Source organism: Yersinia sp. 2466 StPb PI (assembly GCF_041538325.1).
GTDB lineage: Bacteria > Pseudomonadota > Gammaproteobacteria > Enterobacterales > Enterobacteriaceae > Yersinia > Yersinia enterocolitica_E.
This window is the reverse complement of sequence record NZ_JAULSL010000001.1, coordinates 4,717,974-4,740,167: the sequence shown is the minus strand read 5'-3', so window position 1 is coordinate 4,740,167 and position 22,194 is coordinate 4,717,974. Positions and strand designations below refer to the sequence as shown.

The following is a 22,194-nucleotide window of genomic DNA, read 5'->3' as shown; positions in this document are numbered from 1 at the left end:
CTCAGTGCGTTATTGGCTCGGCATTGCCTTGCTGTGTAAGATGTTCTGTAGCCATTTTAAATAGGTAGTTGATGTGGCTAGTGGCTTCCTCTGTCAGCCCTGTTACTCTTGAGTAATCCAAAAACTTAAGGCTGCGATTGTAGATCATCGCAATCTCCACCTCTGCGTGGCGGTCAGCACCCAATTTGGCATATACCGCTGACTCCACACCCTCCATGAGTATCATGAGTACCATATCAAGGCTGATTAACCAGATTTGCCCCGCATGAGTAAACGCGCGGCCCTTACCGTTGTCAGGCAAGGTTTCCAGCCATAACGCCCCTGTACGCCAGCGGTAAAGCTCTACCATCTTTTGGGGGTTATCCCAGCCATGAGATCCAGCCCATGCGCTGATAAGCTCACCAGCAATGAATACCGGCCATTCACCAGACAACACGCGAGTAGGGATCGAGTTAACAGGTACACCACTAATCAATACCTCATCAGCATCTTTGATTGTGACTTCGCTTTCCTGATTAATGATGTGTTTCATCGGGCAAACCCTCCGTTATGTAGGCTTTCATAAAGCCATCATGTAGCAGTGCCATAGAGTCACGCCCCCACGGTGATAGCCTCAGATTGCCGCCGTTGCTGTCTGCCACAGTCATGGACTGATAAATCATGACCGCCTTTCTATGAGCGTCAGCGCCAAACTTCTCGAATGCCAGTCCCTCCACGTTATTAGCCAGTGCAAAACGTTCTGTTGCTGGGTAAATAACAATGCCGCCATGCTGACCACGGTAAACGGCTGCGCGTTCTGTTGTGCCGTCCTCTTTGGTCGCTTCAATGGTGCCGTGCTGCGCCAACTGCTCGTTAATAAACAGCGTGGCAACTATCCAGCGCCAGCACGTTACAGCTTGCTCATCTGATTGCCTGAACCAGCCGTTAACGTTGCCCTGATAGATTTCAGCCATTACCCGCAAACCATCAGATAGCTTGCTATCGAATTGCCCGGTATCTAGTTGCTGAATACTCGCGGAGTAACCCACCAGCCGCGAATGTTGGTAATTGCCTTCGTCATTGCGGGTCATGAAGTTGATACCGTCTGGGGTGGCTTCTGCGTAATATTTGCCGGATTGCTCCGGCTTTTTAGTGAATGGAATAATATTGTTCACGCAGCCACCTCTAGCATTGCTGCACGAATAGTCTTTAACGTTTCGTGGTTGATCGTAACTAATGCGCCTAGAGCCGCCGACTCATCTTTGTCTTTACACAACTCCAACCACATAGTTAAAACAGCGTCTACTTGCTCAGCGAGACATTCAGCCGAACCCAACATCACGGATACACTAGGCTTGATCATTGTTTATCCTCCCGAAAGTCCCGCATGGCGTAATCACATAGATTATTATTGGCCTCGATCATGACTTCTGGCACACCGTCTAACAGAGTTATAACTGCGCCGATTTTGTCAGAGATGTCGTTCTTGTTGCTGGTGGCAAGTTCAAGCCACATTGCTAAGACCGCTTGCGCTTGCTTTACCTGACAGGTGACATCTTCCAGTTGGTTAGATTTCATGATCGGCCCTTTCTGATTCACGTACGGCAACAGCAGCAAGATTGATTACATAGGCTGTAATCTCATTAGCTAATGACTCACCATCACTACCACCACGGATACGGAGCCTTTCTGAGGCGTCTAATAAATTGGCAATATCATCAAAGATTGCTGATAGCTCCAAAACGTTTACCTTAGTCATGATTCGCCACCCGCTGCGCTTGCTCCTCGATTAGCCACCCAGCAACATGACCAGCCAGCTTGGCTACTAGGCTTGCAATATCTACTACATCACTGTCTTGTAATTCATGGGGATGACTCTCAAGCAAGAGACAAACTAACTCAGCCTGACGTGCCATTTCTGCCGCTTTTTCTAATGTGATTTCATGCGCCATTATTTACGCTCCGTTTGATTAGCTATCGCATCAGGCAGGTTATCCAGAATGGTCAGAACTGAATCAACCATATCGGGGGTATTTCCATCATCTGTGGTTAAGGTTCCTAGCCAGAGGTGAAGCACGGTTTGCGCCTGCTGGATGCGGCACATGACATCATCTAGGGTGATTTTCTTACTACTCATGCCATTACCCTCCGGTTGGGGATTCGACCAGCAAAGGAAAGTACGAACTGACCAGCCAGAGAGCGGCGGGCATCTTGTTCAGAATGGGCAGTGACTGATTCACGGTGCGGCTTGGCGTTCAGGTCAGAACGGCACACGGCGAGAAAGAGAAATTTAAAGCGAGTTGGGGTATGATTTAACATAGCTACCTCGTTACTTACGTTAACGTTGGTGGTGAGACGCCTCGGAACTGCTTCAACAGTCCGAGGCGTTGTTATTTTTGCTTCCTGTGCTTTACCTGTGGATAAGGTGTAATTAAATATAAATACAAGTGTCTTACATATCAACTCTTTTGTGTAATTACTTTTTATGTATACTGTAATACACCAATTGACTGAGGGTAGATTAATGGCTACAGGTTCAAGTAATGCAAAATCGCAATCAGTAACCGCACGCATACCACATGAAGTGCTAGACGAAATGGAAGCGGTAAAAATTGACGGTGAAAGTAATGCCGGTTTTATCGTTACAGCTATGCAGGGTGAGATAGCCCGCCGCCAGCTCAAAGAGAGCGATGAAAATAAGTTGCTGTCCAACCTCAATAGCGCACTAGAGGCACTGGCTCGTATCGAAGATATCGGTACAAAAGCAGGGGGAAATATCAGAGCCATCGTTGATGTAGCGCAGAGTGAAATCAAACTACGCCAACGTAAAAAGCCAAAAGACTGAACCTTTTCAACGTAGGGCCAAAGGGTAGCATTCGCAGTGCTACTCTTTTTTATGGAGTCCGAAAACTCATCGCGCGTACTTGTCGCGAAACTCAATCCGTCTCGCGTAGTGACCCCAATAAAACCTTCGTTAATATGAGTAGAGCTACGAGCAATAGCGCTTTCAATGTCAGGTTTTGACAGGTTACAGGCATTCTCAATGTCAACTTTTGACAAGTAGCCAGCCAGGGTAAGAGCTTCATTCTGGACGGTGAGGTTATACATGGCCTACCCCTAAGCGTTTAGCTAACCAGCGCTGAGAGAGGCGCTCAAGTTCAGCCTTTCGTGGGTGATAGTCCATCCCCATATCAATCAGTGTGATATTGGTGCTTTCCAAATAGGCCAGGTGATCTAGTTGGTCGGTGTTCATGCTGTCGCGCGGCTCACCGTCAATATTATTTACCTGCGCCCACTGCTTGGCTGTTAGCCCACCCAAGACAATGCGGGCTAGCATATTGCTTTCGTTGGTGTAGTGTCGTGGCAGTGTCTGTTTGCCTTGCTCTGCGCGGGCAACATCTAAGGCGGAGCACATCGGCTTAAACATATTGGCGGCACCAATGCGAGCTTTAAGCTGGCGGCGCAGGCGAGAGGCTATCTCTGGCGCACTACGCTGTAATGCTTCTTCGCACTCGATGAAGTAACGGCGAACGGCGCGGCCCTGTTCGTTACGCTCCACCATCGCCAGCTCTTTAGCCATCCCCAATGATAAGCCGTAATCCTTACTGCGACGATCTCCCCCGCGCTTGGATACCCATCCGCTTTCCTGTTGGTCAATATCTGCGCTTTGATTCCTGTAATTTGAGGAATCAAAAATTGCATAGTCAGTGCCAAGCACGAAGCCATATTCATCAATGCGGAGTTTTAACCAGGTGGAGAAGTCATTGCCCACGCCTAGCGCTTTATGTAATGCCTTTGCGCTCACGATATTGCTTTCACGCCCGCCAATCTGACCGGGAATAACCGGCACAATAGCGGCAAAGTCATTACCGTTAATATCGCTCGCCATGTTTTTGGCGTAGGGGTATCCGTCACGGCTATTTGCCATGTTTTGAATGGTCATATTTTTATGCTCCGTTATGCGGCGGTAGAGATATCTGGGTAAAGGCTCAAGATGTCGTTAATCTGCCACTGTGATAGCGGTGAATAACCACCAGCGGTAGCATTGTGATTAACGAGCTGAATGACACGGAGTACATCACCACGGCCCATAAAGCGATAACGGAAGTGGCTACCAATACCATCAGGGTTAGGTTCATCAATACGTTCTAACTGAATATCAAGCTGGCGCTCTAATTCAGTTGCATAATTACGGCCTGAAGCGAGATGGCAATAATAGAGTATTTCATTTTCAGTGAAGCCATTAACGCCGGTACGCATCATGTAGCAGCGCGCGCGGTGTTTCTTCGGCGATGGCTTAATATGATGAACGGCGGTATTATCGTTGGAGCTAACCTGTCCGATAATGCCCGCCTCTGCGCGGGTTTTCTTTTTCATTATGCAGCCTCCCCGCCTTGCGCTGCCAGCCAGTTATTAATCTCTACTGCGCTGAATGCTGTGATTTTCTCGCCCAGCTTAATAGGTCGTGGTAGCGATCCATCTTTAACTTTACGGTCTATTGTTGAAACGCTAACGCCTAGCATTTCTGCAAGGCGAAAGCGCCGGATATACCCAGATTGGGGAATGGTAGCTTGTGCTGCTTGTTCTATTTTCATATGGCCCGTAACCTTTTGTTGATGGTTTATGCGTCGTTACGGGCAAGATTAATTCTGTAAACATGAAAGCATAAGGGAGAGTTAACTCACTGTACCCTTACAATAAGTTAACTCTACCCTTTCCCATTAACAGCTGTTCGTAGGTGTTTTAGAATTACTTCTTCATTTGTGATCATTAATGGAGGAACTTCATTTTTTCGCTTAAGTAAGCAGTCTCGCCATTTCTCAGGGCTAATCTCCTTTCTTTCACCACGGCACTCTTCAGGATAATGACTTAGTATATATATGGCGGATTTAAGTAAGTTTTCTCTATTCGCCGCGTGTCTTTCTGATCTTTTGTTTACCTGTAGGCTGACAACATTAGCGGGCTCTGACTTGAGTTTTTCGCTCGTATTGCCTTCAGCATTTATATTTTTCCCACCAGTAGAAAGTAAACCTAGCTCATAGCTGGTTATATACATACCCCTACGATTTATTTCATACCAACCATCAATATAAAAATCGCCAATTAGGTATTTGGGATCATGGGATACCATATCGCATCGAGGTGGGTATAGTTCACAGATGGAAATATCCCAATCATCCCATAGCGATAGCTCTTGTTCTTCATGTTCAATAAATTCTTGTGGAATAGCCAACATGCCACTCCATTTTTCTATATCTTTCTCTCTCTTATTAACTTCATATCTCTCAGTAATAGAAAAATAATCAGATTTATATGAGAATCTAAGCCAATGGATGTCGGGAATCTTGTCTTTATTTGTTTTTTCTTGTTGTAACTCGACTTCATTTATCAACAATATACTAGTTGACTCTACTTTTAGTAATTCTGGATCAGCATCTTCTTCACCCTTATCTTTCAGGTTAAAAAAGAAATCAATCATAGGCATTTTTATACAAATTTGCAGGACACCAATAGCGGCAAAATGAATTAGGTCTGATACATCACACCCTACAGTCTTTGCCGCTTTTTCTAATGTGTAATATCTATGTTCTGGTAATTTCACAGCGTCACCTTTTACGCTATACCTTAAATAGTAGATTGAGCCAGGCGGTAAGGTTTTCCGCTTTTCGCTCCGTCGAGCTAGACTCAATCTGTTCGGTTACTTCACTTTCTTAATTGGAGTTACGTTATATTCTTCGCCGCGCTCTAAGGCTGTCAGTAACGCTGCCCACTGTGACAGTGCTGCCTTACGCTCATCAAAATATTGGTGCCGGTTGTAAATGCCCTCAACGCCCTTTATGCGGTGATTTAGGCACCGTTCAGCTACTACAGGGTCAACACCTAGCGCGGCTAAATGTGTACGGGCAGTGCGTCGGAAGTCGTGAATAGTGATATTGTCAACGTCCGGCATTTCTGCCCGAACCTTAGCTAGCGCCACGGGTAATGTGCTTTCTTGGATATGGGGAATCATCCTGTTTTGCATTTTTCTGGCTGGCAGTACCCATGCGCTGTTGCATGAGAATGTATGAAGCTCTATAAGCCACTCAACCGCTGGTGGTGGTAATGGAATATCGATAGCGTCACCATTTTTACTACGCTCTGCTGGTAAATGCCATATAGCAGCGTCGAGATCGAATTCCTCCCAACGGGCGGCGCATAGCTCCATTTTTCGCACGCATAGAGCCAACAATAACTTAAATGTTATTTCATTCTGACGGCTGAACCCTTTAGCCATGCGCATAGCTTGGAATAACCGGATTAATTCATCACGAGTTAGCCAGCGATCGCGGCTCACTTCTTTCCCGCCAGCGTCTGCCACCTCAAAGGCTGAGCATGGGTTGACTTCTAATGCGTGACGCTTGATACCGTAATCGAATATGCGCCGCGTCCAACGTAAAACATCTGTGGCTATGGTTGGTGCTCCACGGTCTACGATGGCCTTTAGCATGTCGTCAATGTGTCGTGGCTTTACATCTTCTACCTTCATGCTGCCAATATGCGGGTTTATATCTTTGTCGATACGGCGGCGCAAAATGTCTGGGTGCTTCCAGCGAGGAAGGATCTGGCGCTCAAAGTATTCAGCGGCAAGCTCTGAAACGCGCATGGCGTTCTTTTCGGCTTCCATCTTCGCCAGCGCTTCCGTTTTCCGCTCTTGTTTCTCTCCGGCAACGTCATAGCCAAGCGATACACGTGCTGATAGCTCTTTTACTATGTCACGGGCTTTGGACAGTGATATTTCAGAATATGAACCAATGAGCATGATGCGGGACTTACCAGAGAACTTATAGCGGAAACGCCAGCTTGGTGATCTGTCAGCTTCCCTGTATCGCAGATACAGCCCATTGCCATCTGCCCGGCCTTCAAATCGTTCTCCGGCCTTTATCCAAGCCCGAATCTGCATGTCTGTGAGTTTTGCCATAACGACTACCTGAACATTTAATAGAATGGTGTACCCAAAGTGATGTACACAAAACGCATTGGGTACACCTTTGTGTACACGGTAATAATGCGCTTTAATGCGTCTTTATGATAGCTCATGATAATAAAAAAGCCCGTATATATGCGGGCTTTGCTGGTTTTTTGCGTTCTAGTGATAGCTTGTGAAGGCTTACTCGATATTCTGAATCTGCTCGCGCATTTGCTCGATTAGTACTTTCAGTTCGATAGCGGAGTTGGTCACGTCGGCATTGATAGACTTTGATGCCAGCGTATTCGATTCGCGGTTAAATTCTTGCATCATAAAATCAAGGCGACGGCCTACCGCTTCTTTCTTCTTCAGAATATTGTGCGTTTCTTTAACGTGCGCTTCCAGGCGATCTAGCTCTTCGGCAACATCGACACGTTGCGCCATCAGCACCAATTCCTGCTCCAGACGGGTATTTTCCAGTTGGACTTGCGCTTCTTCCAGCTTATTGAGCAAGCGTTCACGTTGCCACTGCAAGATATTTGGCATATGCGCACGGACTTTAATCACTTCCGCACTAACACCATCAAGGCGCTGTTCGATAAGGGTTTTCAGTGCCGCACCTTCTGTTTCGCGGGAAACGATAAAGTCATCCAGCACGATATCCAATGCTTGCATTAGCTCGGTACTGATTGCGTCCAGATCCTGCTCTTCAGCGGCCATGACACCCGGCCAGCGCAGAATATCCACCGGATTTATCTCGCCTTCATCACTTTGCATTTTGACCCAGTTACCGGCCTCAACTAACTGCTTTGCCAGTTTTTCATTAAGGATCAGAGAGCTTTGTGCGTTAGCATCCAGTTCAAAACGCAGGTTGCACTCAATTTTGCCGCGCGTTAAGCGGCCACGGATGCGTTCGCGGATAACTGGTTCCAGACTGCGAAATTGTTCAGGTAAGCGAATATAGGTTTCTAAATAGCGTTGGTTAACGGAACGCAGCTCCCAGGCTGCGCTACCCCATTCACCCTTAATGTCACGCCGAGCGTAAGCGGTCATGCTGCGGATCATTGTTGCGTACCCGTTTTAAAGAAAAGATGCAGCGATTATAGCCTCCGAGGCGCAGGCAGGATAGGCATTACATCACTAAGGCCGTATAATGCGCGACCAATATCGATTTAAAGCCGGAGAAAGCCCATGCGTCCAGCAGACCGAGCAGCACAACAAGTCCGCCCACTCACCCTGACCCGTAATTACACGAAACACGCTGAAGGTTCAGTATTGGTTGAGTTTGGCGATACCAAAGTATTGTGTACCGCCACGGTCGAAGAGGGTGTTCCGCGCTTTCTCAAAGGCCAAGGGCAGGGCTGGATAACTGCTGAATATGGCATGTTGCCGCGTGCTACTCATAGCCGTAATGCCCGTGAAGCCGCGAAAGGTAAACAAGGTGGCCGTACTTTAGAGATTCAACGCCTGATTGCCCGTTCTTTACGTGCTGCGGTTGATTTGAAAAAATTAGGTGAGTTCACTATCACCTTAGACTGCGATGTGTTGCAGGCTGATGGTGGTACCCGTACTGCTTCAATCAGTGGTGCTTGTGTGGCTCTGGCCGATGCACTTAATAAACTGGTCGCGGCGGGTAAATTGAAAGCGAACCCAATGAAAGGTCTGGTTGCTGCGGTTTCTGTCGGTATCGTTAAAGGCGAGGCCCTTTGCGATCTGGAATATGTAGAAGATTCTGCCGCAGAAACGGATATGAATGTGGTGATGATGGAAGATGGCCGGATGATTGAGGTGCAGGGCACCGCAGAAGGCGAACCATTCAGTCACGAAGAACTCTTGTCGTTGCTGGCTCTGGCCCGTGGGGGAATAGAGACTATTTTCCAGGCGCAGAAAGCAGTGTTAGCACAATAATTGATTAAGGCGACTTGCTAGTCGCCTTTTTTTTGCCTGCAATTTAGATATCGAGTCAGTTAATAAAGCAGTTAACAAGAACAGTCACAATCTGGAGAGGAGAAGTACCCATGAAAGCCTATCAGCGCGATTTTATCGAGTTTGCGCTTAACAAGCAGGTGTTGAAGTTTGGCGAATTTACCCTGAAGTCTGGGCGGATTAGCCCCTATTTCTTTAATGCCGGATTGTTTAATACCGGGCTGGATCTGGCAAAACTCGGGCGTTTTTATGCCGCTGCCTTAGTAGATTGTGGTGTGGAGTTCGATCTGTTGTTCGGGCCAGCATACAAAGGTATCCCAATTGCGACGACGACGGCTGTTGCATTGGCAGAGCATCATGAACGCGATGTGCCTTACTGTTTTAACCGTAAAGAAGCGAAAAATCACGGGGAAGGCGGCAGTCTGGTAGGTAGCCCGTTACAAGGCCGAGTCATGCTGGTGGATGATGTAATAACCGCTGGTACTGCTATTCGTGAATCAATGGAGATTATCAATGCACAGGGCGCGACCCTGGCTGGCGTAATGATTTCATTGGACCGTCAGGAACGTGGCCGTGGTGAGATTTCAGCGATTCAGGAAGTTGAACGTGATTATCACTGCAAAGTGATTGCGATTGTGACGTTGAGTGATGTGATAAGTTATCTGGAAGAAAAACCAGAAATGGCTGATCATCTGGCCGCGGTGCGTGAATATCGCAAGGAGTACGGTATCTAGCCACTCTATTGCTAAGCCAGCAAAAAGGGCCATCAGGCCCTTTTTTTATAGGTTTTTTGACTGCCGCGACTGAGCTTATTGCAACTGCGCCACAATCAGTGGCCAGCGGGCGTCAAACTCTTGTGTTGGCCGGTAGCGGAATTCTGAACGGACAAAGCGCGAAAGCATCCCTTCACAAAATGCCAGTAGTTGAGTCGCCAATAGCGCTTCATCATGTATAAAACCTTGCCCATCACGCAGTTTTTTCTCGCGCAAAACTTGACGCAATTGCACTTCAATACGTTCAAATAGTTGATTAATCCGCCCTTGCAGACGATCTTGTTCAAACATCAGTGCATGCCCGGTCATGATTCGGGTCAGGCCGGGGTTGCGTTCTGCAAACCCTAATACCAGTAGCAGGATTAGCCGGAGGCGATTAAACGTCTCTTTTTCATCTTGCAGAATCAAATTAATGCGGGACATCAGACTATCTTCAATAAACTCGATCAGGCTATCGAACATCCGCGTTTTACTGGGGAAATGTCGATAAAGCGCTGCTTCAGAAACCCCCACATTGGCGGCAAGTTTAGCGGTAGTAATGCGTTGGCTACCATCACTGGATTCCAGCATCTGCGCTAAAGCCTGCAAAATTTCCTCGCGCCTGTTCCTTTTCGTATTCTGTTTTTCTGCCATGTCCGAGTAGACCCTTGCTAAAAATGACTTAATAACAAAAACCCAAATATCGGCCGCACTGGGTACCAAGCCCCGGCGGCTTATGTGATAGCTTTTTTACGATATTGAGGTCTAGGGTAGGTTATTGGCGCCCAGAATGACCAAAACCACCGGTACCACGTTCACTTTGGTCAAAATCCTCAACCAAATTGAATTCTGCTTGTACTACGGGAACAAATACCATCTGAGCGATGCGTTCACCGGGTTCGATGGTAAAAGCCTGTTGACCACGGTTCCAGACTGACACCATCAATTGCCCTTGATAATCGGAATCAATCAGTCCCACCAGATTACCTAATACCACGCCATGCTTATGCCCCAAACCGGAGCGCGGCAGAATGACGGCGGCTAAAGCACTATCACCGATGTGTATGGCTAAGCCGGTAGGTAACAATGTGGTTTGCCCCGGCAGTAAATCAACTGCCTCGTCCAGACAGGCACGTAAATCCAGCCCGGCAGAACCTTCTGTAGCATAGGTTGGTAAAGGAAATTCATTGCCAACACGTGGGTCCAGAATTTTAATGTCGATTTTTTTCATCATAACGGCTGACAATCTCGTCTATTAAACGCTGACTGAGGAGGTGTTTATCGCTGAGCGGTAAACGTTTCTCTCCAGCCAGCCAAAAAAGGTGCAAGGCATTGGTATCACTGTTAAAACCATGCTCTGCGAGCGATACATCATTAGCGCAAATCAGATCCAGCTTCTTTCGCACTAGTTTTTGTCGCGCGTATTCTTCCACATTCTGGGTTTCGGCAGCAAATCCAACCACAAATGGTCGATTTTTAGCCATCGAAGCCACGCCAGCAACAATATCCGGGTTTTTCACCAACTTAAGGGTGATTTCATCACCCTGTTTTTTTATTTTCTCATCAGAAACTTGCTCTGCACGGTAATCTGCTACCGCAGCACAAGAAATAAAAATATTCTGCTGGGCTACGGTGTTCTGCACGACCTGCTGCATCTCAAGAGCACTGACAACATCAATGCGATTAACACCCGTCGGCGTGGAGAGATTCACCGGGCCTGCAATCAGCGTGACTTTAGCGCCTCTCGCGGCGGCGGCCTGAGCAATTGCGAAGCCCATCTTGCCCGAACTTTGATTACTGATAAAGCGCACCGGATCAAGTGCTTCACGCGTTGGCCCTGCGGTAATCATGACACTCAAATGTTGCAGGTCTTGTTTTGCAGAAAAATGACTGTCTGCCAGTGCGACGATTTCCAGCGGGTCCAGCATTCTTCCCAGCCCCACATCACCACAAGCCTGGCTGCCGCTGTCCGGCCCCCACAGCAACATTCCGCGATTAGCGAGAGTCTGCAAGTTCGCTTGGGTGGCCGTAGCACGGTACATCTGTTGATTCATGGCCGGAACAGCCGCAATAGGGGCTGCCGTGGCCAGGCAAACCGTGGTCAGTAGGTCATTTGCCATCCCCGCAGCAACCCGGGCCAGCAAATCAGCCGTAGCCGGAGCCATGATGACCAGATCAGCCCATTTACCTAACTCAATATGGCCCATGGCGGCTTCTGCCGCCGGATCGAGTAAATCATCTGAGACGGGATAGCCCGAGACTGCCTGCAACGTGAGCGGCGTAATGAACGCTTTGGCGGCGGTCGTCATCACCACACGCACTTCTGCGCCCTTGTCGCGCAAGCGGCGTACCAGCTCAGGAGATTTATACGCGGCAATACCTCCGCTAATCCCGAGCACAATATGTTTGCCGGAAAGTCCCGTCATCATGATTGTCCGAATGAAAGCTGTAAGAGGCAATATTTTAGCATAACCACTGAGTAGATTAGCTATCGGGCTGTCGCTTGATGTCATCAATCATCAAATTTGCGAAGCGTTTCGCATGCACTTAATCATGAGTTCGCCAGGCAGAAAGCCTTCTGTCATGCTGCATGTGCTGTTCTGGGATTACAGGAGCCAAAGGATGGATGAATGGTATGGGCAGATAGCCCCAAGGGAGAAATTACTGAAATACGGTGCAGCCATGCTGACCGATGCCGAGTTACTCGCTATTTTTCTGCGTACCGGTATTCCGGGAGTACACGTAATGCAGATGGCTGAATATCTGATTGAAGAGTTTGGCTCACTTCATGGGCTGATGTCGGCGGATTATCAGACGTTATGTGCTCAAAAAGGGATTGGTGCATCTAAATACAGCCAAATTCAAGCTATTGCAGAACTAGCCTGCCGTTGTTTTTCATCCCACCTGATGCGGGAAAGTGTTCTGCAAAATCCCGAAATTACCCAAAAGTTTCTACAAAATATTCTTTCCCACCGCGAACGAGAGATTTTTTTAGTCATGTTTTTGGATAACCAGCATCGTGTTATTCGCCATGAGGAGATGTTTACTGGTACCATTAGCAGCGTTGAGGTCCATCCGAGAGAAATTGTGCGTGAAGCGCTGAAGGTTAATGCCGCCGCGCTGATTCTGGCGCATAATCACCCCTCGGGTAAGGCTGAACCGAGCCAAGCCGACCGTTTGATTACTACGCAGGTGATAAAAGCCTGCTCATTATTAGATATTCGTGTGCTCGATCATTTAGTGGTTGGCCGGGGTGAATGTGTCTCATTTGCTGAACGGGGATGGCTTTAGAGCAATAATAATTGATCCTTTCAGGATCTTTAGCTGTTCGGGACTTGAGCACTTACGCTTCAGAGCGTATACTACGCCACCTTTGAGAATCTTGGGTTTGGCGTGAAGAGCCTATCTCAGCAGGTTTATAGCCTGGTGGCAGGGGTTTCTGACCTGATGACAGTGAGTCTTCTCAGTGAATTTGCTGAGATGGGCTCTAAAGCCTGACGAGGCGGCCAAATCCTATACGAAGCTCGAGCTGATTTGATTTTTGGAGAATAGACATGTCCCGAGTCTGCCAAGTTACTGGCAAGCGCCCGGTGAGCGGTAACAACCGTTCCCACGCAATGAACGCGACCAAACGCCGTTTTCTGCCGAACCTTCACTCTCACCGTTTTTGGGTTGAGGGCGAGAAGCGCTTTGTAACTCTGCGTGTATCTGCTAAAGGTATGCGTGTTATTGATAAGAAGGGTATCGAAACGGTCTTGGCCGAAATTCGTGCCCGCGGTGAGAAGTATTAAGGAACTGAATCATGGCTAAAGGTGTTCGCGAGAAGATCAAGCTGGTTTCTTCTGCTGGTACTGGTCACTTCTATACCACTACGAAGAACAAGCGTACTAAGCCGGAAAAATTGGAATTGAAGAAATTCGATCCAGTTGTCCGTCAACACGTGATCTATAAAGAAGCTAAAATTAAATAATTTTAATTTTGGTGGATTATGAAAACCCGGCTTCGGCCGGGTTTTTTATTATATAAAGTTCAGTGAGATACGTTTAGGGAGGTTACATGCCTGAATTACCAGAAGTTGAGACCAGCCGACGCGGGATCGAACCTTATCTTGTCGGCCAAACTATTCTTTACGCGGTGGTTAGAAATGCCCGTTTGCGTTGGCCGGTATCCGATGAAATTCTGGCTTTGAGTGATCAGCCGGTGCTCAGTGTTCAGCGTAGGGCCAAGTATTTACTAATAGAACTGCCAACTGGCTGGATTATCGTCCATCTGGGAATGTCAGGTAGCTTACGGATATTGTCTGACGAAACTGAAGCTGAAAAACACGATCATGTCGATTTGGTGATCAGTAATGGCAAAATATTGCGTTATACCGACCCACGGCGCTTTGGTGCCTGGTTGTGGGCAAAAGACCTTGAAACCAGCAATGTATTAGCGCATTTAGGGCCAGAACCACTGAGCGATGAATTTTCTGCCCAATATCTGTTTGATAAATCACGTAATAAGCGCACCGTGATTAAACAGTGGCTGATGGATAATAAAGTGGTAGTTGGTGTTGGCAATATTTACGCCAGTGAATCCTTGTTTGCCGCGGGTCTTTTGCCTGACCGTGCCGCCGGTTCATTAACCAACGCTGAAATTGTACTGCTAGTGGCCACAATAAAAGCCGTGTTGCTGCATTCCATTGAGCAGGGGGGCACTACATTGCGCGACTTTCTACAGTCAGACGGTAAGCCTGGTTACTTTGCGCAGGAGTTGCAGGTGTACGGGCGGGCAGGCGAGTCATGTCGCCGTTGTGGGCATCTGATTGAAATTGCGAAACATGGGCAGCGCAGCACGTTTTTTTGCCGCCACTGCCAGCATTAATCGTATACCCTTCGTATTTGAAGCCGCTGGGTTGTGAGCTATGTTCGCTTACCACCTACCGGTAACGCCAATTAACTTTGGCTATATAGGGTATCGCGTAAATAAAGAGTCAGGCCAGTTTACTCATTAGCGCTTTGGTGACCGGTACCGGAAGGAACGGCGTGATATCTCCCCCATGGCGCGCCACTTCCTTCACCAATGAGGAAGAGATAAACGACCATTTTTCTGATGGCATCAGGAACACACTTTCCAGTTTTGGCATCAGGTGACGGTTCATATTGGCCAGTTGCCATTCATACTCAAAGTCTGATACTGAGCGTAAGCCTCGTACCAAAATATTAGCATCGTGTTTTCTGGCGAACTCAGCCATCAGTTCACTGAATCCTAAAACCTCTACATTCTTCAAAGGTGCGGTCACTTCTTTGGCCAATGCCACGCGTTCTGCCAGTGTAAACATCGGTTTTTTGCTGGAACTGTCGGCAATAGCCAGGATGACATGGCTGAACATGGCAGCGGCACGTGTCACTAAGTCCAAATGCCCATTGGTTATGGGATCAAATGTCCCCGGATAGATGGCTTTGGTGGTCATGAGTTCTCGCTTTTCTGATATTGGTGGCTCAATGCCCACAGAGCCGCATATTTATTAAAGGTATATTGCGCGTTTACGACTGCCAGCAATAGCCCTTGTTTACCATCGAGGAAACCTGCACGTAATAACCATGTTTTACAGAAAGCCCCAAGAGTATGGCTGAGAATAGAGAAGTAGCTGCAACTCTTACCTTGCTGATGGCGCTGAGTGGCCCACGCCTTTGCATAACTCAGTTGTTTACGTTGAAAAGCAAAGAAATCACGGCAAGTTAGATGCAATAAATCACCGCTCAACGGGATAACTTTTGCTGAGCCGCTATTGAGCGATTCATGCACCAAATTATCGTTATATTGGAACTGATGATGCGGATATAACCGGGTTACTCGATCTGGATACCAGCCACTGTGGCGCATAAAACGGCCTAAAAACAGGTTCCGCCGTGCACAGCTATAAACCGCGCCTTCCTCCGGTGCGATAAGTACCGCTTCAATAGCTGCTTTAAGCTCAGGGGTTACTCGTTCATCGGCATCCAGCATCAGAATATAATCACCACTGGCATACTGTTGAGCTAATTGCCGCTGTTTACCATAACCCGGCCATTGCTCGTTACAGTAGACTTTAGCGCCATATTGCTGAGCCAGCGCGATGGTTTCATCTTCACTGCCTGAATCCAATACCACTATTTCATCAGCCCAGCTCACTGATGCCAGGCAATCCGCCAGCAATGAGGCTTCATTCTTGGCAATCATCACCACTGACAGGCGTTTTCTTGCACTCATTTAGTGGCTCCGTTGCGGCAGATAAGGCTCCAGCAAGTGTAATAGCCGCTGTAGTGCACCTTGGTTTTCATGCAACACATCAACTGCATGGCGACCATAATAGAGGCGGCAATCTTCATCTGTTAGCAGCACGGTGATTTCTTTTACCAGCGATAGGGTATCTGTTACGGTTATCAACCCTTCAGCCTGTTCCAGCTTGGCACAGATGTCTTTAAAGTTAAATGTATGTGGCCCCATCAACACCGGAATGGCATGGGCCGCGGCTTCCAATGGATTATGACCACCACGTTCAACCAGGCTTCCACCGACAAAGGCCAGATCGGCAATACCATATAGCAGCATCAGTTCACCCATGGTATCGCCAATCACAACCTGTGTACTGCCAGAAGGGATTTCACCTTTGCTACGTAAGGTATAACTCAGCCCTGCTTTCTGTGTCAGTTCAACCGCTTTCGGGAAACGTTCGGGATGACGAGGTACCAAAATCAACAATAATGTCGGGAAGTGTTGCAGCAATTGGCTGTGAGCCTCCAGCAAAATGGCTTCTTCGCCGTCATGAGTACTGGTTGCAATCCACACCGGGCGATGCGGTGCCCATTGGCGGCGTAATGTTACGGCTCTGGCTGCTAATTCAGGGGTGACGGAAATATCAAATTTCAGGCTGCCCGTTACCGTCAACTGAGAACGTCTTAGGCCCAGTTCGATGAAACGGTCGCCATCTTCTTGATTTTGTGCAGCAATCAGTGTGATGCGTTGCAGCATATTACGGATAAAACTACCGATTTTCTTATAGCCAGCGGCAGAACGGGCAGAAAGACGTGCATTGGCAATCACCAGTGGGATCTTGCGACGATGCAGCGCATTGATAAGATTCGGCCACAGTTCTGTTTCCATGATAATGACCAGCTTAGGATTGACCTGATCAAGAAAACGGTTCACCGAGCCGGGGAGGTCGTAAGGCAGATAAACGTGGTGAACATCTTTACCAAACGCAGATTGGACACGCTCAGAACCGGTAGGTGTCATGGTGGTCACGGTAATGGGCAGTGATGGGTAGCGATGACGTAATGCCCTGACTAAAGGGATCGCGGCCAGTGTTTCACCGACTGAAACTGAATGCAGCATGATACCGCCAGCGACAACTTTACCGGCACAAAAACCATAGCGTTCCCTCCAACGCTTGCGATAAGCGGGGGCTTTACGGCTACGTAACAGCAACCGCAGCCAAATCAAAGGTTGAATAAGGTAGAGCAGTACCTGATATAAACGCAGCAACATTCTATCAATTTCATTAATATGGATTATTAAGAATAATACCATATTTGAGCAAGAAAGGCTCTTTTCAACTGGGCCAGCCTGATAGCCGGAGTAGGGCCAGACTATTCATAAAAAAGAATATAATTTTTAACAAATTTCAGTAATTGGGCAGCGATAAAATTGATTTTGCGTGCTTAAAGATGAGAGTGATTATCATTATTTCTTGTTGCGCTTAAATGTATAGCCATAGATACCAGTAAGTTATTATTTGGCGATATTTTTATCTGGAAATATTCCTATTTTTGGCGGTATATCGCTATTTATTGAAGCCTCTACTTTGATGGAATGATATTTAGTAATTAATGGTGTGACCGATAAATTGGTGAGCCGTTATTTGGAGGATATCAGTGAGTCGCGTTATTAATTATTTAAATAATTAATTAGAAATTCTTAACAGTCAGGTGTTGATGTTAATTGAAGCTATGTATTAGCCGCCATCTCTTGTTGGATAATAGGTTAGAAAGATAATCAGACAACCCATAACAAGCGAATCTGATAATTACCAGAGTCGCTTGTTATTACATGATAAATACTGGCAGATAGAATTCCTGGCATGAATAAATCACGGAAAACAAACAATAGTCGCTTATGAAATCAGTGCTTCCAATCGCGCCATAATAGTTTCAGCCGTAATAGTATCCATGCTTTTTTGTTCGGAAATCACCGCAATCTGGTTTTTCCCGTAGCCACCAATTAACCCAGGGTCAGTTGGACCGAACAGGGTAATATTGGGGCGATCCAACGCTGCGGTTAGGTGGCTGAGGCCGGTATCAACGGAAACGACGGCTTTTGCACCAGCCAGAACCTCTGCCACCTGCTGGAGGCTGAGTTTAGGCAAGACCTCAACATGCGGAAAATGCTCCGCTAATCGTAACGCGCGTTGATACTCATGTTCCGCCCCCCATGGTAACTTGATTTTTAAACCGGTGGGTGCAACCAGCTCGATCAATTGCAGCCAATGGCTTTCAGGCCAGTGCTTGCTGTCTCTGGTTGTTGCGTGCAGAAAAACCAAATACTGGCCAGCATCGCTGGGTAATTGGCTTAAAAAGCGCTGCGCGATAGCATAATCGCCATAGCTGTCAGGTTTGTCATAGCCAAGGCTTTTGGCAAACAGTTGGCGTATGCGCTCAACAGCATGTTGTTTAGTATCAATCTCATGACGGCAGTTATAAAACCAACTGGCAAAGGGTTCGCGGGCACTTTTGCAATCTGGGCCATGTCTAACCCCTTTGGCGATACGGGTAATCAGTGCGGCACTTTTAATTAGCCCCTGAGCATCAATCACCACATCATAACGGCGCTGCTGCACAACACGTTTAAAATCACAGCGTTCCTGCCGGGTATCACTACCAAACCAATTCTTACGCCAACGGCGGATGGCAACCGGAATCACTCGATCCACCGCCGGGTGCCAACTGGGTATTTGGCTGAACCCTTCCTCTACCACCCAATCAAAGCGAATCTCTGGCATAGCATTCATCGCATCGGTCAGTGCGGGCAACGTGTGTAAAACGTCGCCCATTGAAGAGGTTTTAACGATCAATACATGCATTAATCGGCCTCACTGACAGTGCTTTGGCGAGCCGATAATTGTTTCTCAAGGGCCGCCATCACTTGTTCTGGCTGGATATCAATCAAACTCTGATGATAGCCTTGCGCGCTATCGCCTTTGCGCACTTTGTGATAGCCGGTAATGAGGCGAATGACCGTAGCTTTATCGGACAGTGGTGGGGTGAAATCCGGGCTGCTTGGGCCATATAAGGCCACTAATGGCTTATTTAATGCAGCAGCAACATGCATTAAACCGGAGTCATTACTGACTACCGCACTACAGGCTGCAATCAATACCACCGCTTGTTCCAGCGAGGTTTGCCCCGCCAGATTGAGGCAGAATTCGCGGGAATTTTCGCCCAAAGTCTGGCGGATCTCTTCACCGGCTTCGTTATCTTTAGCTGAACCTAATAAGACGACCTGATAGCCGGTATCAATCAGTTTCTGGGCCAGCGTAGCATAGTGATAATGTGGCCAGCGTTTTGCCGGACCAAACTCAGCGCCTGGGCAGAAACCCACGATTGGCCGGTTATCAGTCAAATTGAATGACGCAGTAATCTCGGCAATTTCTTCATCCCGAACCTGCAATTGCGGCCATAGCAAAGGTTGCGGTAAATCGTCGGCTGAATGGATTTTTTCTTTATCATAGGCCAGTGCGACATAGCGCTGAACCATCATAGGGAAGGCTTGTTTATCCAAGATACGCATATCATTGAGCAAGAAGTAGCGCATTTCGCCACGCCAGCCAATGCGTTGCTTAATCCCTGAAAAATAAGGTATCAGGGCGGATTTAAATGAGTTTGGCAGCACATAGGCACGGTCATAGCCGGTTTCACGTAAGGCTAAACCCAAGCGACGACGTTCATCAAAAGCAAAAGCCCCATGGCCTAAGGGCATGGGGATTGCATGACGCACTTCTGGCATTCTGGCCAAAAGCGGACGGCACCACGCAGGTGCCATCACATCAATATCTGCTGCCGGATATTCGGCCTTCAGGGTACGGTAAAGACTTTGCGACATCATCATATCGCCAACCCAAGAAGGGCCGATGACCAGTATTTTCATACCGTTTATCAATTCCTTGCAGCAAGTAATTTAGACTGAGCGATTGAGCCAGGCCAGGTATTCGTTGACGCCTTCAGCGACGGTTTTGAACGGCTTTTCGTAACCCGCAGCACGTAACTTGGTGAGGTCAGCTTGGGTGTATGCCTGATAACGACCTTTCAGTTTTTCAGGGAATTCAATGTATTCCACAGGTCCACTGTGGTGGAAGTCTACTACCGCATCGGCAACAGCCTGGAAAGATTCTGCGCGACCGGTACCACAGTTGAAAATGCCGGAGACATTGTTTTGCCAGAACCACAGGTTAACGTCAGCCACATCACCCACATAGATGAAATCGCGTTTGAAGTTTTCACTGCCGGAGAAGAGTTTAGGATTCTCACCCGCATTGATCTGGTTATTCAGGTGGAAGGCAACGCTTGCCATGCTGCCTTTGTGCCCTTCGCGTGGGCCATAAACGTTGAAATAACGGAAACCACAAATTTGCGAATCAGCTTGCGGCAGAATCTCGCGCACATACTGATCAAACAAGAATTTGGAATAACCATAAACGTTAAGTGGTTGTTCGTACTGACGATCTTCGATGAAATTATCGGTACGCCCACCGTAAGTGGCAGCAGAAGAGGCATATAAAAACGGAATGCCGCGATCCAGACAGAAGTGCAGGATATCTTTAGAGTATTGATAGTTGTTATCCATCATGTACTTGCCATCCCACTCGGTGGTGGAAGAACAGGCACCCTCATGGAAAATAGCATCAATATCACCCATGTCATCACCGGCAACGATACTGGCGACAAAATCTTCTTTATCCATGTAATCAGCGATATCCAGATCAACCAAATTGACGAATTTAGTGCCGTCTTTCAGGTTATCAACAACCAGAATATCTTTATAACCGATATTATTCAGTGCCTTAACGATATTGCTGCCAATGAAACCGGCGCCGCCAGTGACGATAATCATCAGGTTCACCCTTGCTAATCTTCTTGGTCGGGCACAATGCCCCACACTCTAGTTGGCGTTATCATAACATTTCATAGGATAGCGCACAGCCGCAAGGGGCTTAATCTCACGGTTTCTATGCGCTTTAGGATTGTTCACCGTGATATGTACTGCATTTTTTATAATATAAGACAAGGTTCCTCGTCAGTTCACTCACTAATCAGTAAAATGTACTGTGAAATTGCCCATCTTGGAGATAACTGAATGTCCCAGCCATTTAATCGACACCCTTTTTATCAGCAATTAGAACAACAACTCATAACTACCCGTGCTGAAGGGTTGTATAAAAACGAGCGAATTATCACCACCGCCCAGCAAGCAGACATTGCTGTAGCTGATGGAAGCCGTGTTATTAATTTCTGCGCCAATAACTATTTGGGCCTGGCCAACCACCCAAGGTTGATCGCAGCCGCTAAGCAAGGCATGGATACTCATGGTTTTGGTATGGCGTCGGTTCGTTTTATTTGTGGTACCCAAGACACACATAAAGAGTTAGAGCAGAAGCTAGCCAGTTTCCTCGGTATGGAAGATGCCATTCTTTACTCTTCTTGTTTTGATGCTAACGGCGGTTTGTTTGAAACCCTGCTGGGGCCAGAAGATGCCATTATTTCTGATGCGCTGAATCATGCTTCAATCATTGATGGTGTACGGTTATGTAAAGCCAAGCGCTACCGTTATGCCAATAACGATATGAGCGAACTGGAAGTCCAACTCAAACAAGCCAAAGCAGATGGTGCGCGTCATATTATGATTGCCACTGACGGTGTGTTCTCCATGGATGGTGTCATTGCCAACCTGAAAGGTGTTTGTGATTTGGCGGATGAGTATCAGGCATTAGTGATGGTCGATGACTCCCATGCTGTGGGTTTTGTGGGGGCTAATGGTCGTGGCACTCATGAATACTGCGAAGTAATGGATCGCGTTGATATTATCACCGGTACTTTGGGTAAAGCACTGGGTGGGGCGTCAGGCGGTTATACCGCTGGCCGCAAAGAAGTGGTTGAGTGGTTGCGCCAGCGTTCACGGCCTTACTTGTTCTCAAATTCATTGGCTCCAGCAATAGTAGCGGCTTCTATTGAAGTGTTATCGCTATTGGAAGACGGCGCTGAACTGCGTGATCGCTTATGGTCGAATGCGCGTTTATTCCGCGAGAAAATGAGTGCCGCCGGATTCACATTGGCTGGCGCTGATCATGCCATCATTCCTGTCATGCTCGGTGATGCGGCACTTGCGCAAAAATTTGCCAATGCCTTGCTGAAAGAGGGTATTTACGTTACCGGCTTCTTCTATCCGGTGGTACCGAAAGGCCAGGCGCGGATCCGTACCCAAATGTCGGCGGATCATACGACAGAGCAAGTCGAGCGGGCTATTGAAGCCTTTGTGCGTATCGGCAAACAACTTAACGTTATTGCGTAAGGAATG

At 47.5% G+C, this 22,194-nt stretch carries 30 protein-coding genes; 8 read left to right on the top strand and 22 right to left on the bottom strand.

Going from position 1 to position 22,194, the window contains the following annotated elements:
* Window position 1: 1 nt before the first annotated feature.
* From Q2T72_RS21420 to Q2T72_RS21390, 7 genes are all read right to left on the bottom strand, one after another.
* Complete coding sequence (locus tag Q2T72_RS21420; RefSeq protein ID WP_050916152.1) at window positions 2-532, bottom strand: hypothetical protein; 531 nt, start codon at window positions 530-532, stop codon at window positions 2-4.
* Entirely contained in the window at window positions 516-1,154 is a 639-nt protein-coding gene (locus tag Q2T72_RS21415) for a hypothetical protein (RefSeq protein ID WP_050916151.1), read from the bottom strand. The genes Q2T72_RS21420 and Q2T72_RS21415 overlap by 17 nt, the downstream gene beginning before the upstream one ends.
* Before the next feature lie 184 nt (window positions 1,155-1,338).
* The gene (locus tag Q2T72_RS21410; RefSeq protein WP_050916149.1) at window positions 1,339-1,557 is read right to left on the bottom strand and encodes a hypothetical protein; all 219 of its coding nucleotides are present in this window, start codon (window positions 1,555-1,557) and stop codon (window positions 1,339-1,341) included.
* Window positions 1,547-1,738 carry a hypothetical protein gene (locus Q2T72_RS21405; RefSeq protein ID WP_226716444.1) on the bottom strand — a complete coding sequence of 64 codons (192 nt, stop codon included), beginning with the start codon at window positions 1,736-1,738 and terminating at the stop codon, window positions 1,547-1,549. The genes Q2T72_RS21410 and Q2T72_RS21405 overlap by 11 nt, the downstream gene beginning before the upstream one ends.
* A complete protein-coding gene (locus Q2T72_RS21400) occupies window positions 1,731-1,931 on the bottom strand; it encodes a hypothetical protein (RefSeq protein ID WP_050916147.1) in 201 nt (66 codons plus the stop codon). The genes Q2T72_RS21405 and Q2T72_RS21400 overlap by 8 nt, the downstream gene beginning before the upstream one ends.
* Window positions 1,931-2,116 carry a hypothetical protein gene (locus Q2T72_RS21395; RefSeq protein ID WP_372569796.1) on the bottom strand — a complete coding sequence of 62 codons (186 nt, stop codon included), beginning with the start codon at window positions 2,114-2,116 and terminating at the stop codon, window positions 1,931-1,933. Before Q2T72_RS21395 ends, Q2T72_RS21400 begins: the two co-directional genes overlap by 1 nt.
* Window positions 2,113-2,298, bottom strand: coding sequence for a host cell division inhibitor Icd-like protein (locus Q2T72_RS21390; RefSeq protein WP_050916145.1), 186 nt, complete (start codon window positions 2,296-2,298; stop codon window positions 2,113-2,115). Before Q2T72_RS21390 ends, Q2T72_RS21395 begins: the two co-directional genes overlap by 4 nt.
* A 205-nt stretch (window positions 2,299-2,503) precedes the next feature.
* On the opposite strand from Q2T72_RS21390, the gene Q2T72_RS21385 reads away from it, so the two are divergent.
* The gene (locus Q2T72_RS21385; RefSeq protein ID WP_049647107.1) at window positions 2,504-2,824 is read left to right on the top strand and encodes a YlcI/YnfO family protein; all 321 of its coding nucleotides are present in this window, start codon (window positions 2,504-2,506) and stop codon (window positions 2,822-2,824) included.
* Between the two features lie 255 nt (window positions 2,825-3,079).
* Here Q2T72_RS21385 and Q2T72_RS21380 read toward each other — a convergent pair whose 3' ends face one another.
* From Q2T72_RS21380 to Q2T72_RS21355, 6 genes are all read right to left on the bottom strand, one after another.
* A complete protein-coding gene (locus Q2T72_RS21380) occupies window positions 3,080-3,922 on the bottom strand; it encodes an antA/AntB antirepressor family protein (RefSeq protein WP_372569795.1) in 843 nt (280 codons plus the stop codon).
* Window positions 3,923-3,936: 14 nt separating this feature from the next.
* Window positions 3,937-4,356, bottom strand: a complete 420-nt coding sequence (locus tag Q2T72_RS21375; RefSeq protein ID WP_099466256.1) for a hypothetical protein — start codon at window positions 4,354-4,356, stop codon at window positions 3,937-3,939.
* Complete coding sequence (locus Q2T72_RS21370) at window positions 4,356-4,574, bottom strand: helix-turn-helix transcriptional regulator (RefSeq protein ID WP_372569794.1); 219 nt, start codon at window positions 4,572-4,574, stop codon at window positions 4,356-4,358. The genes Q2T72_RS21375 and Q2T72_RS21370 overlap by 1 nt, the downstream gene beginning before the upstream one ends.
* Window positions 4,575-4,687: 113 nt before the next feature.
* On the bottom strand, window positions 4,688-5,581 hold the full coding sequence (locus Q2T72_RS21365; RefSeq protein WP_049647104.1) for a hypothetical protein: 894 nt from the start codon (window positions 5,579-5,581) through the stop codon (window positions 4,688-4,690).
* Between the two features lie 96 nt (window positions 5,582-5,677).
* On the bottom strand, window positions 5,678-6,937 hold the full coding sequence (locus Q2T72_RS21360) for a tyrosine-type recombinase/integrase (protein ID WP_372569793.1): 1,260 nt from the start codon (window positions 6,935-6,937) through the stop codon (window positions 5,678-5,680).
* 189 nt (window positions 6,938-7,126) lie between these two features.
* Window positions 7,127-7,990: a YicC/YloC family endoribonuclease gene (locus Q2T72_RS21355; RefSeq protein WP_005191086.1), complete on the bottom strand. Its 864-nt coding sequence runs from the start codon at window positions 7,988-7,990 to the stop codon at window positions 7,127-7,129.
* Between the two features lie 126 nt (window positions 7,991-8,116).
* Here Q2T72_RS21355 and rph point away from each other — a divergent pair, with 126 nt between their 5' ends.
* On the top strand, window positions 8,117-8,833 hold the full coding sequence (rph, locus tag Q2T72_RS21350; RefSeq protein ID WP_083161705.1) for a ribonuclease PH: 717 nt from the start codon (window positions 8,117-8,119) through the stop codon (window positions 8,831-8,833).
* Between the two features lie 110 nt (window positions 8,834-8,943).
* Complete coding sequence (pyrE, locus tag Q2T72_RS21345; protein WP_083161707.1) at window positions 8,944-9,585, top strand: orotate phosphoribosyltransferase; 642 nt, start codon at window positions 8,944-8,946, stop codon at window positions 9,583-9,585.
* Window positions 9,586-9,660: 75 nt separating this feature from the next.
* Here the strand turns inward: pyrE and slmA are convergent, their stop codons facing one another.
* The 3 genes from slmA to coaBC form a co-directional block, all read right to left on the bottom strand.
* Complete coding sequence (gene slmA, locus Q2T72_RS21340) at window positions 9,661-10,257, bottom strand: nucleoid occlusion factor SlmA (RefSeq protein WP_005191076.1); 597 nt, start codon at window positions 10,255-10,257, stop codon at window positions 9,661-9,663.
* Between the two features lie 121 nt (window positions 10,258-10,378).
* Window positions 10,379-10,837, bottom strand: a complete 459-nt coding sequence (dut, locus tag Q2T72_RS21335) for a dUTP diphosphatase (protein ID WP_042568893.1) — start codon at window positions 10,835-10,837, stop codon at window positions 10,379-10,381.
* Complete coding sequence (gene coaBC, locus Q2T72_RS21330) at window positions 10,815-12,032, bottom strand: bifunctional phosphopantothenoylcysteine decarboxylase/phosphopantothenate--cysteine ligase CoaBC (RefSeq protein ID WP_372569792.1); 1,218 nt, start codon at window positions 12,030-12,032, stop codon at window positions 10,815-10,817. Before coaBC ends, dut begins: the two co-directional genes overlap by 23 nt.
* 193 nt (window positions 12,033-12,225) lie before the next feature.
* Between coaBC and radC the strand changes: the two genes are divergently transcribed.
* The 4 genes from radC (at window position 12,226) to mutM (ending at window position 14,469) form a co-directional block, all read left to right on the top strand.
* Entirely contained in the window at window positions 12,226-12,894 is a 669-nt protein-coding gene (radC, locus tag Q2T72_RS21325) for a DNA repair protein RadC (RefSeq protein WP_083161712.1), read from the top strand.
* Window positions 12,895-13,157: 263 nt separating this feature from the next.
* Window positions 13,158-13,394: a 50S ribosomal protein L28 gene (gene rpmB, locus Q2T72_RS21320; protein ID WP_005164747.1), complete on the top strand. Its 237-nt coding sequence runs from the start codon at window positions 13,158-13,160 to the stop codon at window positions 13,392-13,394.
* An 11-nt stretch (window positions 13,395-13,405) separates the two neighbouring features.
* Window positions 13,406-13,573: a 50S ribosomal protein L33 gene (gene rpmG / locus Q2T72_RS21315; protein ID WP_004392084.1), complete on the top strand. Its 168-nt coding sequence runs from the start codon at window positions 13,406-13,408 to the stop codon at window positions 13,571-13,573.
* 86 nt (window positions 13,574-13,659) lie between these two features.
* Window positions 13,660-14,469, top strand: coding sequence for a bifunctional DNA-formamidopyrimidine glycosylase/DNA-(apurinic or apyrimidinic site) lyase (gene mutM, locus Q2T72_RS21310; RefSeq protein ID WP_372569791.1), 810 nt, complete (start codon window positions 13,660-13,662; stop codon window positions 14,467-14,469).
* 109 nt (window positions 14,470-14,578) lie between these two features.
* On the opposite strand, the gene coaD is transcribed toward mutM, so the two are convergent.
* From coaD to rfaD, 6 genes are all read right to left on the bottom strand, one after another.
* The gene (gene coaD / locus Q2T72_RS21305; protein WP_083161716.1) at window positions 14,579-15,058 is read right to left on the bottom strand and encodes a pantetheine-phosphate adenylyltransferase; all 480 of its coding nucleotides are present in this window, start codon (window positions 15,056-15,058) and stop codon (window positions 14,579-14,581) included.
* Window positions 15,055-15,837: a glycosyltransferase family 2 protein gene (locus tag Q2T72_RS21300; RefSeq protein WP_372560142.1), complete on the bottom strand. Its 783-nt coding sequence runs from the start codon at window positions 15,835-15,837 to the stop codon at window positions 15,055-15,057. Before Q2T72_RS21300 ends, coaD begins: the two co-directional genes overlap by 4 nt.
* Window positions 15,838-17,115, bottom strand: coding sequence for a lipid IV(A) 3-deoxy-D-manno-octulosonic acid transferase (gene waaA, locus Q2T72_RS21295; RefSeq protein WP_372569790.1), 1,278 nt, complete (start codon window positions 17,113-17,115; stop codon window positions 15,838-15,840).
* 625 nt (window positions 17,116-17,740) lie between these two features.
* The gene (gene rfaC, locus Q2T72_RS21290; protein WP_083161720.1) at window positions 17,741-18,706 is read right to left on the bottom strand and encodes a lipopolysaccharide heptosyltransferase RfaC; all 966 of its coding nucleotides are present in this window, start codon (window positions 18,704-18,706) and stop codon (window positions 17,741-17,743) included.
* Window positions 18,706-19,770 carry an ADP-heptose--LPS heptosyltransferase RfaF gene (gene rfaF, locus Q2T72_RS21285; protein ID WP_083161722.1) on the bottom strand — a complete coding sequence of 355 codons (1,065 nt, stop codon included), beginning with the start codon at window positions 19,768-19,770 and terminating at the stop codon, window positions 18,706-18,708. Before rfaF ends, rfaC begins: the two co-directional genes overlap by 1 nt.
* A gap of 30 nt (window positions 19,771-19,800) precedes the next feature.
* A complete protein-coding gene (gene rfaD / locus Q2T72_RS21280; RefSeq protein WP_372569789.1) occupies window positions 19,801-20,733 on the bottom strand; it encodes an ADP-glyceromanno-heptose 6-epimerase in 933 nt (310 codons plus the stop codon).
* Window positions 20,734-20,976: 243 nt separating this feature from the next.
* On the opposite strand from rfaD, the gene kbl reads away from it, so the two are divergent.
* The gene (gene kbl / locus Q2T72_RS21275) at window positions 20,977-22,188 is read left to right on the top strand and encodes a glycine C-acetyltransferase (RefSeq protein WP_083161726.1); all 1,212 of its coding nucleotides are present in this window, start codon (window positions 20,977-20,979) and stop codon (window positions 22,186-22,188) included.
* Window positions 22,189-22,194: the final 6 nt, after the last annotated feature.

Bases quoted from the DNA above. Each gene is read 5' to 3' on its own strand.
- Q2T72_RS21420 (WP_050916152.1), bottom strand. From the start codon at position 532: ATGAAACACATCATTAATCAGGAAAGCGAAGTCACAATCAAAGATGCT.
- Q2T72_RS21410 (WP_050916149.1), bottom strand. From the start codon at position 1,557: ATGAAATCTAACCAACTGGAAGATGTCACCTGTCAGGTAAAGCAAGCG.
- Q2T72_RS21405 (WP_226716444.1), bottom strand. From the start codon at position 1,738: ATGACTAAGGTAAACGTTTTGGAGCTATCAGCAATCTTTGATGATATT.
- Q2T72_RS21400 (WP_050916147.1), bottom strand. From the start codon at position 1,931: ATGGCGCATGAAATCACATTAGAAAAAGCGGCAGAAATGGCACGTCAG.
- Q2T72_RS21395 (WP_372569796.1), bottom strand. From the start codon at position 2,116: ATGAGTAGTAAGAAAATCACCCTAGATGATGTCATGTGCCGCATCCAG.
- Q2T72_RS21390 (WP_050916145.1), bottom strand. From the start codon at position 2,298: ATGTTAAATCATACCCCAACTCGCTTTAAATTTCTCTTTCTCGCCGTG.
- Q2T72_RS21385 (WP_049647107.1), top strand. From the start codon at position 2,504: ATGGCTACAGGTTCAAGTAATGCAAAATCGCAATCAGTAACCGCACGC.
- Q2T72_RS21380 (WP_372569795.1), bottom strand. From the start codon at position 3,922: ATGACCATTCAAAACATGGCAAATAGCCGTGACGGATACCCCTACGCC.
- Q2T72_RS21375 (WP_099466256.1), bottom strand. From the start codon at position 4,356: ATGAAAAAGAAAACCCGCGCAGAGGCGGGCATTATCGGACAGGTTAGC.
- Q2T72_RS21370 (WP_372569794.1), bottom strand. From the start codon at position 4,574: ATGAAAATAGAACAAGCAGCACAAGCTACCATTCCCCAATCTGGGTAT.
- Q2T72_RS21360 (WP_372569793.1), bottom strand. From the start codon at position 6,937: ATGGCAAAACTCACAGACATGCAGATTCGGGCTTGGATAAAGGCCGGA.
- Q2T72_RS21355 (WP_005191086.1), bottom strand. From the start codon at position 7,990: ATGATCCGCAGCATGACCGCTTACGCTCGGCGTGACATTAAGGGTGAA.
- rph (WP_083161705.1), top strand. From the start codon at position 8,117: ATGCGTCCAGCAGACCGAGCAGCACAACAAGTCCGCCCACTCACCCTG.
- pyrE (WP_083161707.1), top strand. From the start codon at position 8,944: ATGAAAGCCTATCAGCGCGATTTTATCGAGTTTGCGCTTAACAAGCAG.
- slmA (WP_005191076.1), bottom strand. From the start codon at position 10,257: ATGGCAGAAAAACAGAATACGAAAAGGAACAGGCGCGAGGAAATTTTG.
- dut (WP_042568893.1), bottom strand. From the start codon at position 10,837: ATGATGAAAAAAATCGACATTAAAATTCTGGACCCACGTGTTGGCAAT.
- coaBC (WP_372569792.1), bottom strand. From the start codon at position 12,032: ATGATGACGGGACTTTCCGGCAAACATATTGTGCTCGGGATTAGCGGA.
- radC (WP_083161712.1), top strand. From the start codon at position 12,226: ATGGATGAATGGTATGGGCAGATAGCCCCAAGGGAGAAATTACTGAAA.
- rpmB (WP_005164747.1), top strand. From the start codon at position 13,158: ATGTCCCGAGTCTGCCAAGTTACTGGCAAGCGCCCGGTGAGCGGTAAC.
- rpmG (WP_004392084.1), top strand. From the start codon at position 13,406: ATGGCTAAAGGTGTTCGCGAGAAGATCAAGCTGGTTTCTTCTGCTGGT.
- mutM (WP_372569791.1), top strand. From the start codon at position 13,660: ATGCCTGAATTACCAGAAGTTGAGACCAGCCGACGCGGGATCGAACCT.
- coaD (WP_083161716.1), bottom strand. From the start codon at position 15,058: ATGACCACCAAAGCCATCTATCCGGGGACATTTGATCCCATAACCAAT.
- Q2T72_RS21300 (WP_372560142.1), bottom strand. From the start codon at position 15,837: ATGAGTGCAAGAAAACGCCTGTCAGTGGTGATGATTGCCAAGAATGAA.
- waaA (WP_372569790.1), bottom strand. From the start codon at position 17,115: ATGTTGCTGCGTTTATATCAGGTACTGCTCTACCTTATTCAACCTTTG.
- rfaC (WP_083161720.1), bottom strand. From the start codon at position 18,706: ATGCATGTATTGATCGTTAAAACCTCTTCAATGGGCGACGTTTTACAC.
- rfaF (WP_083161722.1), bottom strand. From the start codon at position 19,770: ATGAAAATACTGGTCATCGGCCCTTCTTGGGTTGGCGATATGATGATG.
- rfaD (WP_372569789.1), bottom strand. From the start codon at position 20,733: ATGATTATCGTCACTGGCGGCGCCGGTTTCATTGGCAGCAATATCGTT.
- kbl (WP_083161726.1), top strand. From the start codon at position 20,977: ATGTCCCAGCCATTTAATCGACACCCTTTTTATCAGCAATTAGAACAA.